The sequence below is a fragment of the Trichocoleus sp. FACHB-46 genome (assembly GCF_014695385.1).
Lineage (GTDB): Bacteria > Cyanobacteriota > Cyanobacteriia > FACHB-46 > FACHB-46 > Trichocoleus.
The window spans coordinates 25,957-38,052 of sequence record NZ_JACJOD010000066.1 but is presented as its reverse complement, the minus strand read 5'-3'; the positions used below and the strand labels follow the sequence as shown (position 1 = coordinate 38,052).

Annotated in this window: 11 protein-coding genes; 6 read left to right on the top strand and 5 right to left on the bottom strand. The window is 48.8% G+C overall.

Going from position 1 to position 12,096, the window contains the following annotated elements; genetic code table 11:
- Together H6F72_RS26460 and H6F72_RS26455 are read left to right on the top strand one after the other, a co-directional pair.
- A partial coding sequence (locus tag H6F72_RS26460; protein WP_348252590.1) for a Uma2 family endonuclease occupies window positions 1-684 on the top strand: 684 nt, incomplete at its 5' end.
- 278 nt (window positions 685-962) lie between these two features.
- Window positions 963-1,415: a hypothetical protein gene (locus tag H6F72_RS26455; protein WP_190442513.1), complete on the top strand. Its 453-nt coding sequence runs from the start codon at window positions 963-965 to the stop codon at window positions 1,413-1,415.
- A 188-nt stretch (window positions 1,416-1,603) separates the two neighbouring features.
- Here H6F72_RS26455 and H6F72_RS26450 read toward each other — a convergent pair whose 3' ends face one another.
- Both H6F72_RS26450 and H6F72_RS26445 read right to left on the bottom strand, forming a co-directional pair.
- The gene (locus H6F72_RS26450; RefSeq protein ID WP_190442511.1) at window positions 1,604-1,969 is read right to left on the bottom strand and encodes a hypothetical protein; all 366 of its coding nucleotides are present in this window, start codon (window positions 1,967-1,969) and stop codon (window positions 1,604-1,606) included.
- An 81-nt stretch (window positions 1,970-2,050) separates the two neighbouring features.
- The gene (locus H6F72_RS26445) at window positions 2,051-2,290 is read right to left on the bottom strand and encodes a hypothetical protein (protein WP_190442509.1); all 240 of its coding nucleotides are present in this window, start codon (window positions 2,288-2,290) and stop codon (window positions 2,051-2,053) included.
- Between the two features lie 206 nt (window positions 2,291-2,496).
- On the opposite strand from H6F72_RS26445, the gene H6F72_RS26440 reads away from it, so the two are divergent.
- From H6F72_RS26440 to H6F72_RS26425, 4 genes are read left to right on the top strand one after another with little or no spacing between them, the layout of a single operon-like run.
- Entirely contained in the window at window positions 2,497-3,099 is a 603-nt protein-coding gene (locus tag H6F72_RS26440) for a hypothetical protein (protein WP_190442508.1), read from the top strand.
- A 9-nt stretch (window positions 3,100-3,108) separates the two neighbouring features.
- Entirely contained in the window at window positions 3,109-3,477 is a 369-nt protein-coding gene (locus tag H6F72_RS26435) for a hypothetical protein (RefSeq protein ID WP_190442506.1), read from the top strand.
- 23 nt (window positions 3,478-3,500) lie between these two features.
- Window positions 3,501-3,911, top strand: a complete 411-nt coding sequence (locus tag H6F72_RS26430) for a hypothetical protein (RefSeq protein WP_190442504.1) — start codon at window positions 3,501-3,503, stop codon at window positions 3,909-3,911.
- Between the two features lie 4 nt (window positions 3,912-3,915).
- Window positions 3,916-4,284, top strand: a complete 369-nt coding sequence (locus H6F72_RS26425; RefSeq protein WP_190442501.1) for an acyl carrier protein — start codon at window positions 3,916-3,918, stop codon at window positions 4,282-4,284.
- A gap of 39 nt (window positions 4,285-4,323) precedes the next feature.
- Here the strand turns inward: H6F72_RS26425 and H6F72_RS26420 are convergent, their stop codons facing one another.
- The 3 genes from H6F72_RS26420 to H6F72_RS26405 all read right to left on the bottom strand — a co-directional run bounded on the left by H6F72_RS26420 (window position 4,324) and on the right by H6F72_RS26405 (window position 11,407).
- A complete protein-coding gene (locus H6F72_RS26420) occupies window positions 4,324-4,875 on the bottom strand; it encodes a hypothetical protein (RefSeq protein WP_190442500.1) in 552 nt (183 codons plus the stop codon).
- Between the two features lie 244 nt (window positions 4,876-5,119).
- Window positions 5,120-8,632: a DUF3854 domain-containing protein gene (locus H6F72_RS26415; protein ID WP_190442498.1), complete on the bottom strand. Its 3,513-nt coding sequence runs from the start codon at window positions 8,630-8,632 to the stop codon at window positions 5,120-5,122.
- A gap of 687 nt (window positions 8,633-9,319) precedes the next feature.
- Window positions 9,320-11,407 carry a hypothetical protein gene (locus tag H6F72_RS26405; RefSeq protein ID WP_190442495.1) on the bottom strand — a complete coding sequence of 696 codons (2,088 nt, stop codon included), beginning with the start codon at window positions 11,405-11,407 and terminating at the stop codon, window positions 9,320-9,322.
- Between the last annotated feature and the right edge of the window lie 689 nt (window positions 11,408-12,096).

Below are 12,096 nucleotides of genomic sequence, written 5' to 3'. Positions count from 1 at the left end.
CTGGTTGGATCTAGGCTTAATTTACCCAACGCCGTTGCACCAACTATAGTGAAGAGAGAAATTCAGGCGATCGCTATGGTTCAAGCCTTACCCAGCCTACTAAGCTTTGAAGAGTTTCTGGATTGGTGCCCAGAACCAGGACGCTATGAGCTGATTGATGGAGTTGTAGTCGAGTTGAACCCCACGGGTACTCATGAAAAGCTTGCTGGCTTCGTTGTGGCTGAATTAAATTTCGAGATCAGGCAGCAGCGTCTACCTTGCTTTATTCCTCGAACTTGCACAGTAAAGCCATTTACTGATAGAGCAGGATATCTACCAGATGTAGTGGTACTGGATGAGCAGGCTGTCAAAGACGATCCTCTATGGGAAAAGCGCTCGACCATTACCATTGGTAGGTCAGCTCGCTTGGTGGTGGAAGTAGCCAGTACCAATTGGCGGGATGACTATGGCCGGAAGCTCACAGACTACGAAGAGATGGGCATCCCTGAATATTGGATCATCGATTACTTAGCATTGGGAGCATCTCGCTACATTGGCTCTCCGAAGCAACCCACTATCTCAGTCTGCTGCTTGCTAGACGGTGAGTATCAGGTGACTCGCTTTACGGGAAACGATCGCATTGTTTCCCAGGCATTTCCAGAATTACAAATTACAGCCAATCAGGTGATTGAAGCGGCAAGGTAGGCGACCAGCATGCGGTTAGACTAAGGCTGACTACACCCATCAGCACGGGAATTACCAGGGCAGATACGAACAACGAGCAGCAGATATTGATCTAGCCATACATGAACGCCTTTTCAACCCCTATATGAGGAACTACAATCTTTTTAAGTGAAGTAGTCAAAGATATGGAAAGGGTTGAGTTTCCCAGCCTGGTTACTTTCAACAGAATTTGCATTGGTGGCATCACTCAATCTTTCAATGGGTGGTGGGTACCCAAGGTCAAGGTGCATTGCTCATATATGGGTATCAAGGATGGCTGTGGCCAGCTGCGTGCAGAGCAAGCTAAAGAACTCGTGATTCAAGCGTATGTTCAACGTCTTGTTAAGAAAAGAGGGTGGACTGACGCTGAAAGAGACGAAAGACTCAGCCGCGCCTACGAACTTGATAGAGAATTTCATCGTGAAAAACTGGCGCATTCCCTCCAAGACTTAGCGAAAAGAATGCGGGATCGAGAGCAATCTCAATCTGTATCTGTACAGTCCGAGCTTGTATGGCATAACGAGTGGTTTAAAGTTGTCAAAATCATTCGAGAGCAGTCGACAACTTTCTTAGTAAAACTCAATAAACGTCGGGGGTGGCGCAACATAGTATCTCAGGTTGCAGAAGCAGGTAAAAGTCAGCCAGGGCAAATCCGATGGCGCTTTACCTGCTTAGATGAAGCTCTCTCATTTATCGATAGTGTTGAGGTCTAGAGATTGATGAAAGTCGTTTCTTATGACCAAGCAGAGATTTTAACTCACGACAAACTCAAAGCACTCGTCGCCCATCTAATCAGCGATCGCCTACTCCAACAAGCTCAGCTCATCCAAGGGAACTCCGCTAGCAAATTCCCTGCCGTCAAGCTGCTTAATCGAGGCACCAACATCAGAGATAGCTTCAATCACCCAACGCCCCAACACCCCAACGTCCCGGCACAGGTGACCACCGCCCCTACCCATTCCTTAGGATGGGGCGCTGCTTGTTGAATTTTAGTGGTGTCATCAATTTGTAAGTTAGTGACTTCTTTATTACAAATCGAGGACACAGAGCTATAAAGCTTGCGCCGAGCCGCTTCAAGCAGCCGAGCCCGAACCGGATTCACACTGAGATCAATCCGGTAGACGTTGTCTCGTTTTTCTTCCCGCCTACCGGGCCGAGCCACGAGTTGAATATCACCAGGCCGCTCCTTCTTGCCCTTATCGATCGCCAATTTTTTTAGCAGCTTGTGAGCAATCTCCACCGGAGTTTGGTCTGGCTTAATTTGCAATCGCAACTGGTAATAAATTTCGTTGGCATAGCTGCTGCAGCAACTTCTTTATATAAAAACTATTTTTCTCTTGAAGAGCTTTTAGCTATCCTTAGTCTCCAGCTCTTCAAAAGAGATTTTTCTCAGTTTCCCTTCTACTAGCCGAAAGCCTTGCTCATCAATCAACTCAAAGGCGGCTTTCACCAATAGCGTGACTTGTCGAGCAATAGGCCGCTCTTCTTGGTTAGCCATTTGCTCTAGTCGCTCATAGGTCTCCGCATCAAACGGGACAGAAATTCGCTCGTCTTTTCGTGGCAAGTCGTTAGTCACCAAATCACGCATCTCATTTTACTCAAAAGCATCAATTTCTAAAGAATAGCTTCATTTGGATGCCATTGGATGCCAAAAGATGCCAAATTTGATAAGCTTCTATTTGTCTGATCGCACGGGAAAAGCACATGCAACCGCGCGGATTCTGTGCGATCGCTGTACACGTACAGCACAACCTGAAAACTGAACAAATCAAGGATTCTAAGGAATGAGTACATATGGAAAACGTAACAACGCACGTGCGTTCGCACCCTAGTAGCACGCCTAGCCGCACATCTACCGCACAGTCCGCACGATACACCGCACAGCAGATCGCAGATGAGCACAGTGTCAAAGAGGTGACGATTAGAACCCGTTGGTTCAATTGGTTGCTTGAAGTTGCACCGGAGCCGCTGTTACGTGACAAAAGCGGATTTACCGAACTGGCACGATCGCTCTTCTCTGACTTCGCCCAGCGGGTAAAAACCGAGGGCATGCAGTCTAAAGATTGGGTGATCGATGCGAAGTCTCGTTACTCCGAGGAGTGGGCCAGCGCCGGAGTGATTGAGGGGGAACTGCTACCGCCAGAAGTGGGAGGAGCGCTCGCCACTCTGCAAACCAAAATAGGCAGTTTGCAACAAAGGGGCCAAGAACTAACAGAGCGGCTGCAACGCCTCAACGAGCAAGCGGCTGCAACCTCGACAGACTCGTCTCAAGGTGAAATTAACCTTTACCGAGCCAGAGGCGCTGTGCGTGGCATGGAGCGGTTTGAAATCGAGGTGACAGCGGAACTCGAAACCTATAACAAGTTGAGACAACAGTTTCTAGAAACTGGAAGCTAGGGGGCAGTGATGAAACAACTTGCCTTCGGGCTACTGCTAGCTACAACGATGCAGCAATGCCAGCAAGATATTGGTGCAGAGCTGGGCCTTGGCACTCAAGCCGTTGCAAACAACCCTTATGCAGCCGCTCCAATTCAAGAGCAATGCCAGGTGGTAGATCCAGAAGCCACACTTTCACGGGAGCAGTTAAGCCGACTCATTTATGTTGCAGAAGGCAACAGCACCGATGCTATGCGGAATTTGGCTGGCTTCCCCTATTGCTTCATTGGCACTGTGGAATATTTTCCCTTGGACACCGATCGCGAAACCTGGATCGGCATCCAGTACAACGCGGCGGGGACGTACCAGAGTTACACCTTCAGTACGAGAAATAACTAACTTTCGCAATCAAAGAAATGCCTATGTTTAGGAAACAAGTAGCGATCGCCCTCGCTGCTGCCACAGCAGCTCTGTCAATCCCACAACAAACGGAGGCTACCCCTGCGGCTTTAGTTCCTGCTGTAGCTGCATGTATGAGTACGCCTCAGTGTGTTGTTGCAGTAGTAACCGTTGGAGGAGCAGTTTACTGGCAGGTCAAGCACACTTTGGAAAACCCAATCCTGATTCCTATGCCCGTTTTGGATGACCCAGAAGCTGAAGGCGAACAAGAAAACTGGATTGATTATGTGTGGGCAGATAGCGTCGCAGAAGCTCAGAAAAAGTGCGAAGCTTTAGCAAGAACAGCGACTCATCAAGGAGGGTCAAAAGTCACCATTTCCAACGTTCGCAAAGTTGGCAAAGGTAAACGTTACGAATGCACTTTCAGAGGATAGAACTATGCAATCCGTAGCACCATTACAGCCCTTAGCACCCTTAGAAATGCCAGTTAAGCCAGGACCGGGACAAGTTTTGCTCTACGTTGTCCTGAGTGAGGTTGAGAATATGACCATCAGCGAAACTCTGGCACTGCTGGTAGAGATGGGTTATCAACCAGAGCTGCGCTATCGTCAGTGGAAGGATGAGAGCAGTACTCTTCAAACCAGTCTCTATGCTGTGCTGAAGGACGAACAACACGACCCAACCACAGAAATTGATTCAGAGTACCTGGCAGAAGAACTAGAGACTTTGTGGAACCATGTTCAGCCTGATCTGGCAGTTAGGTGTCCTCGCGGTTTACCTAAAAAATCTGTTGGAGTAGCAGCATAAAAATCTAATCAGCTGTTGGAAGGGCGATCGCTCACCTTATTAGGGCGATCGCTTTTTATTGAGACGTTGGCGAACTAGCAGCTCTGTCTGGTAGCAGTAAGCGGCAACGACAAACCAAACGCCAAATAGCCTCTCTATAACCTGTTCCTCATCCAAGCCATCTCTTCTTTGAATCGTGGCAACGACTGAATCACCCACTGGAATAGCTTTGAGAAATGAAGCAAAGGTGATGGCACTTGCCAATATTGCTAGCGTAGTCACTACAAAACCGTAAAGCACCATCTTCCAATCGCGGAAATGCACCCATTGAGGCGGTTTTGTCCAGAACAGGCGGAGTAGTAGAGAGTACAAGCCTACAAACACCAAATAAAGGACTAGCGATGCGGCTAAGGCTCCCACGGACATCCAAAGGAAAAATGACATGCCCTCTGCTTGCTCGGCTGTCCCGACAATAAACAGGATGAAGAAGCGCCAAACTTCAAGACTAAAAACTGCCACTCCAGCAAATGTTGGTATTGCCAAACCCCAAGCTCTGAACCAAGAACTGGGATAGGGAAACCAGGCAGGCCACAAGGCTCGTAACTTACTCATCAAAAAGCTCAGTCAACCGAGCCGCGACACGTGCATTTTTAGATTGCCCGGAGAAATGCGATCGCTCCCCTCTCCCTCTCTTTATTTGCCCCTGTATTGTCATGTAGTGACTGAAAGGAATTGAACAAATGGAGCGAGTGGCGGGAAATGTGGAGGAACAGTCACCCACAGCTAGACAACAAGCAGCTACAGGCGATCGCCTAGTTAGGCTCTTGGAAAACTTGGTTCAACGGTAGGCGATCACCTACTCCAACAAGCTCAGTTCATCCAGGGGGACTTGGCTAGCAAATCCCCAACCATCAAGCTGCTTAATCGAGGCCCCAACATCAGAGATGGCTTCAATCACCCAACGACCCAGCGCCCCAGCACGGGTGACTACCGCCCCCACCCATTCTTTAGGATGGGGCAATACCTGTTGATCTTGAGTGGTGTCATCAATTCGTAAGTTAGTGACTTCTTTATTACAAATCGAGGACACAGAGCTATAAAGCTTGCGCCGAGCCGCTTCAAGCAGCCGAGCCCGAACCGGATTCACACTGAGATCAATCCGGTAGACGTTGTCTCGTTTTTCTTCCCGCCTACCGGGCCGAGCCACGAGTTGAATATCACCAGGCCGCTCCTTCTTGCCCTTATCGATCGCCAATTTTTTTAGCAGCTTGTGAGCAATCTCCACCGGAGTTTGGTCTGGCTTAATTTGCAATCGCAACTGGTAATAAATTTCGTTGGCATAGTGCAACGCCTTTTCTTTGATGGCGATCGCTCTGGGGTCTTGATTGCTGTAAGGGTTCCCATCTAGCAGGGATAGCACGCCAGTCTCGGCAATCAGCCGCGCTTTAATATGCTCTCTCGGTAGGCGGTGTAGGGGGCGGAGACTTCCTTTGAAAATCGTCTCCACTGCTTCGCGGTCAGATTCTTTTGCCGCATCCAAATTTTCAACTTTGGCTTGCAACAAAACCCCACGCCGCATCGCCCCATCTCGGTAGCAGAGGGCCTCGTAAGCCTCTTCAAAATCGTCAAACAAGATGCCAGGGAATTCATGCCGCCACAGCACTTTTAAGGCTATGAGGCGCGTTTCGTAGGTGCATTCTAAAGAATCTAAGGTCTTCCTCGCCCAATCCACCGTGTGAACCTCTGGATCAAGCCGCATCGTCGAGATCGCTTCTGCTTCCTCTTGCCAAATTTCTTGCTGCACTTCCTTCCACAAGGTGGCAACTGCCGCATCTGCTTTTAAGGTCAGGCACTGCACGAGATGGCCTGCGCTTTCCAATCGCTCCACCAAGGCATGACGAGCAATAAACTTTTGGAGGCCGGATACAGTCTTTGATACCGCCAGGTAGTCGAAAACAGCTGACTCAATTCGGGCCGCTAATTCTGCCCGATCCTCTGGCAGCGTCAACAGATCTTCTACCTCATAAACACTCGCTAGACATTTGGCATTGATTTCCAACCGCCGCCTGACGGCACTCGGTTTCCACAAAGACTCGTCGCCACTACCGAGGATAAATTCAGGAATAAAGACGATCCGGGGTACAGGGGGCCGAAATCGTCCCAACAACTGCATGTGGGTGTCGGTTGCGAGGGTGGGAAAATAGCCCAAAACAGCATCAAAGTAAGCGTTTTCAACGGAGACACCTCCCTGGATACTCACGCCCGATTTGGCCGAAGGAGACAAAATCAGCACGTCCGGTTGATTGGCTTCTAGCCAAACGTCAGGCGATTGAAAGAAACTTCTAAACTGTCCCTGCTGGTTAGTCTGCGAATCGATGCGAATGGTTTTAACACTGGGTGCAACACGGGCGATCGCCCGCTCAACTCGCTTGGCTTCCCGCTGGGAACTGGTCATGAACAAAAGGCGTTGACCCGATTGAACCCTTTCCAGCATCTGTGCCCGGAAGCCACTGGCTTGAGTAATCGCTCCGGAGTAGACGGTGCAATCCCAAGGAGAACTCTGCTTACGGTGCTTAAAGACTCGCACCTTAGTTCCCCCAGAGGTCGCTTTGATGAAATTCACTGCTCTGTCTGGAATGCCATCCTCGGAAAGGACGATCGCTCCGGTCTGAATAGCATGGGTAGTAACAGCTGCAAAGCGTTCTTGAATATCGCTCCAGCGGTTGCCTAACGTGTTGCCTTCGTTGATGTGCTCAATCACTTGGTTGGCTTCATCGATAACCATCAGTACTGGGCGCTCTCCAAAGGAAGCGGGAAGCCGGGGCAAACTGTTGGGGCAGAGTACCACGCCATGAGAAGCACTGACATAACTCCAGAGCGCTTGCTGTTGTTCAGGTGAGGTGCCAAAATCATGGATATGAGGTAAGCCCCAATCCTGAGCCGTCTGCTGGCCTAAGGAGTTAAGCGGCGAGAGCACTAATACATTCCAGCCCATAGCAATAGCCTCTCTGACCCACTCCCGACCAATCCTTCGTGTTTTACCTGCATTCATGCTGGCGGACACAATATGAATCGCTCCCCGTTCTAGCGGTGGCAGTTTTGGTAAGTATTCGCCTTCCGTCTCCCGCTCGACCGAGTAGGTGAGGGCGTTATGTCGGTCGATTTCGTTGGAGGCTGCTGCGATTTGTCGGCTGCGTTTCAAATGCTTCAGAGGTTGAGCAGTATCCAGCACACCATCCAGCCAGACTTGACCTTGGTTGCCTTGTCCCGCGATTGCATCATCCACCCCTTTGCCTAAGGCCCGATCCCAAGTGGGCACGAAGATTTTGCCGCCGAACTGCTCTAGCTCTGTCCCCAGTGCTTGAATTTGCCTCTCCACCTGGTTGCGGGTGCTGGGCTTTTCATCTTGGTCGAAGATGATGAAGATAGTTCTGCCCGCAGTGGCGAAGTTCTTGAGTGCGGGGTGCAACTCACGAGAACCCTTTTCATGCCAACAGGCGACACCCCGAACGGCGATCGCAGGCAAGCCATGAGCAATCAGAGACAATGCTTTCTTCAGACCTTCAGCGATTCCAATCGGTAGGTTGTATCGCCTCACCACTTGCCAAAAGGTTTCATTGGGAAAGGGAGTCACGCCATATCGCTTGTAGATATCTGCTGCGGTTTCGTCATCCACCCAAGGTTGAATGGGTAAGGCCTTCATCCCTGCTGGGGTTTCGTACTTAATTTTTTTCCGCTTGCCTTTACTGATTGTTGTCCGAGGTTGAATCGGTTTGATGCAACCAACCTCCCCGCTGTGCAGCCCGTTTGGATCGCAACCATAAACAATCCAGGCACCAGCAATCAGGGATCGGGACTGATCTAAGTACCTTCTAGTAGCTTGAGTGACGTAGCTGTTGACCTTCTGAATTTGAGCAATCTTTTCCTCCGCTGCAATCTGGACGACCTCGTCGCCCTCCACCCAGCGAGCATTGATTAAAGTGAGTCGGTCAGGAACTGCACTCGCTCGAAAATCATCCAACATCCACTCAATCTTGTCCGCATCACTCATGAGAGAAGGGATGATTTCACTCCTCTCAGCCCGGATTGCAGTTGTAGCTTGTCGAGTCTGGGAGTGATGTCCCTGCATCCCGCCGCTGGCTGGATTGCGACCCACCCGTCTTTGTAGGGCTGCGATCTGAGTGATGCCAGAGATTCGACGACGCTTCCGCTTGGGTGATGGTATCGCTATCTCAAAAGCAGATTTCTTCGAGGGGAGATTATTGCTTTTGAGCAACACCAATTCGATTAAATCTAGGGTCTCTACTGGAGATTGAAGAACTAAAGCTCTCTTTAGTAGGACAATGAGAGCCAAGATATTGATTTTCATGGGGCCTTCCTGATTTGTGATTGTCAGGTGGCCCTCTGCCATTTGGTTACGCTATCTCAGTCTTTTCCCCGTGTCGAAATGTCGGAGAAAGTGTTACCTTGAGTTTTACAAGAATTTGTTACTTGGTTGTTCTTTCCAAGTTCTGTGAACCGATTACCAGTCGATTCAGCTTTTTGGGTCAAGGCCTGAGCAGCGAGCAGAATGAAGGCAGAGAGCAACCTTTTTTTATGGAGTACTCGGTTTTGCGATCGCTGAGAAAGGATCTAGTAAGGTTGGGTTAACGGGCGGGTCTACGGTCATTTCCTCTCCTTGGGCTGTGCCCTTAGGTCTTATGTAAAGCTGTAGTTTTGGGTTTGTATCTAACGATGATGGTGTCATCATTTTGTAACCAAGCTGAGTTTTGGCAAGAGCGTGTTGTTAGTGGGCTTAGCTTGGATTGGAGCTAATTTTACTACTCTTGGTCCGTTAACCATCTGCATTCTGTACCTCGATTTAGCGTTCAAACTTTAAAAGCCCGCAAGGAATCCCTCTAGTGATAGAGAAAGGATTCCTTGCGGGCAGACCTTGGGTTAGATTAAGCTTGCGGCTAAAGGCGTACCAATTCAGTCGCTTCAGCTCTTAATAAAGTTAAAATAACTCCTAAAACCCTTAAGATCAAGTCCTGAGATAAACGGAATTCCTGACCAATCACAATCTCAAAGCTGCCACAAGCTGCTGCTGTTCTTCTGGACTCAGTTGCTGGGCCACCTGAATCAAAAGTGGCAGATTTCCCTGCGTTGCCTGGCTGGCCTCCCGGAGCAAATCTTGCAACAGCAGCTCCTCAATCTTCTCGTCGATCGCCCGGTACTTCTCATTAGCAGTGCATTTTTCATACATCGTCCGTAAAGTCTGAACCGTGTGGCCCATCGCAAAGGCCAACGCCTCGATCTCGCGATCGCTTAACTGCTGCTGGAAGGCCCATGTGGCCCAGATATAACGTAGCGTATGGGGCGAGGGCCGTTTACCAATTAATCGATGAGCCGGAATCTCAAAAGCACGGGAAAAAGCCTGTGGAGTCATCACCTTTCCTGCTAACGGCTGCACAAACATGTACCCCCAGCACCAAAGAGGGGATTGAGCTGAGCTTGCCTGTTCTCTATAAGTCTCCGGCTCAAACTCCATGCGCCCCTTCGTCGCCCAGCGCCCTCGCTGACCTTGTAAGCCAGCCTCCCACCACTGGTAAAAGCGATCCTCAGAGTCACCACTTGCCACCCACATGCCACATAGGTATTGATCGAAGTAGTCATATAAGCGCTTCCCATCCGGTAGGATTTGGTTGCGAATCAAAATCAACTTGGGACCGTGTTTTTCAGCAGTCTTATAGCTGCGGATATCCAGGACGTATACCCCCTCTGGATAAACCTGATTCTCGTACACGTAAGTTCGATAGAGGTAGTTGTCGTCTACGACGCCGTTCTCGTTCTTATGGCGGCGTTCGAGAGGTGGTTCTGGGAAATAGCACCCATCTTCGGGAACCTCAGCAGGGCGTTGAATCGGGCAGCTCAGCGAGACTTTTAAGGTACGCAGCTCTTCTTGACGACCTGGAGGGCGATAACACAGGCCGTGCCAAAGCAAGAAAATTTGCAGGCTTTTGGCGATCGCCCGCTCTACGCGAAATTGACCCCACTGATCCCGCGGAGCACACTCTAAGCGCAAAGGCTCTACCACCGTTTCTCGAAGTAGAGTCAACGCGGTTTTACCCTCTACTGGGTCTGGCCACTTCTTGGATTGGTCCACGACTGACTGCCCTGCTGTCCTCCACGCCTTAATGTCAGCTTGAACAATTTCTAAGTATCGATAGAGCACCGTAAAAATTGGAATTTGCTGGTAGTCAATGTCTCGCTCCACCTCGTCTCTATAGAGAAACTTCGCCACGCTCAACAAGGCACAGAGCATGTTTACCCGGGTGTGGGGGCTGAAGGATTGTGAGAAAGTCTTGAGAAACGAATAGTAGTCACAAATAAACGCTTCTAGTTTGCGTTTTGCCTCGCGCCACAGCTTTGTTTGCTGCCGCCCGTTAAGGTCTTCTAACGACTCCTTCGTTATTAGAGGCACAAGAGAAGTAAGACGTAGCTCCTCTAAAGGCACAGTAGAAGCTGCATGGTCTTTTGCAAACCCTAGCAAGAGCCGGATGCCCTTCAAATACTCCTTCATTGAAGAAGCCTTTAACTTTTCAATCACTCGGCCTGAATAATATGGCGCAGAGGAAAAGCGTTGATACTCCTCCAAATCTTGCTGCAATTTGATAGGCGTATTGTCAGGAGGGAGTCTATAAGGTTTACGTTTGCCTTGGTCAGTGAGTTTTAAGTTACTACAGTCTCCTCGCCCAGTTACAATCGGAGGGCAACACTGGTCTCGGATCTTCTCCCGTCGAGCATCCGGGTACCAGACTTGTTTTTCGGCCCAATCCAAGAACTGTTCTGTGCGGGCATAGTAAGTAGCACGACTGGCTTTAGAAGCTTGCAGGATCTCAAAACCTTGCTGAAGAGACACTCGAAACTTCAGTAACACTGCGATCGGCTGGTTTTTCAGAAACGCTAAAGCAGCTTCCGTTTCCGCAGCCGTGATCTTCCTGGTTAAGTCCTCACGCTGAAAGCCTAGTTGAGGTAAAACATAGCGCAGGAGGGACGTATTAAATTCGTTCCAGCTTCGTTGAGTAACTTCAATTGAATAATTAGCTTGAAGGTACTTCCAATAGTCTTGACGTGCGTCAAATAGGTTCAAAGCTTTCGCCATAATAAAAAACTCCTAGAGTTATGGAAGGTTCACCAACGTTAAATTGGCTCTTATTAAAAAGCTTTGAAATTGAGTAGACTGGAATTCAGAAGATTGAAAAAAGTAGCAATTTATCAATTATTTATTGATCATCAACACTTCCAGCTTGGAAGGAAACATTTTTAGTGCCGGAAGTATTTTGCTGGCTTAATAACTGAAGCCCAATACTACAAAGAGCTTTGGTCTTAATATGAGCTGAGGGCTCAATAAATAATTTGAGATTTAGTAATAAAAGAGAGGTCTTCAATAAATGCTGAAACCTCTCTATAAGCTCTTTATTGATCCTTCTCAATACAAAAGATTTGGCTATATTCTTGAACTTGGCACTGATTAGGTCTTATTCTGAAGCTTGGGCTTGACGGGAGCTGAAGTTGAATTAGGCGGCGACCAATCCGCTCAATTAGTTCACTCCTAGAGATTGAGAGTTCTTGGCTGATTTCGTCTATGCCAATTGAAGCCGTTAGTGTGATTCCAAAAGACCGGGATTTCTTCAGTTCATCATAGATTTCTGGTTGTCCTCGTAGAGACTTCCTTCCTTTCCAGGCAGGTTTCTTTTGATGTTCTTGGCGGACTATTTTCTGCTGCTTAGGTTTTTTATTCTTCTTGCTAGATGAGTTCATTTTTTTGTCGTTAGTGGTGGAAACAAGAAA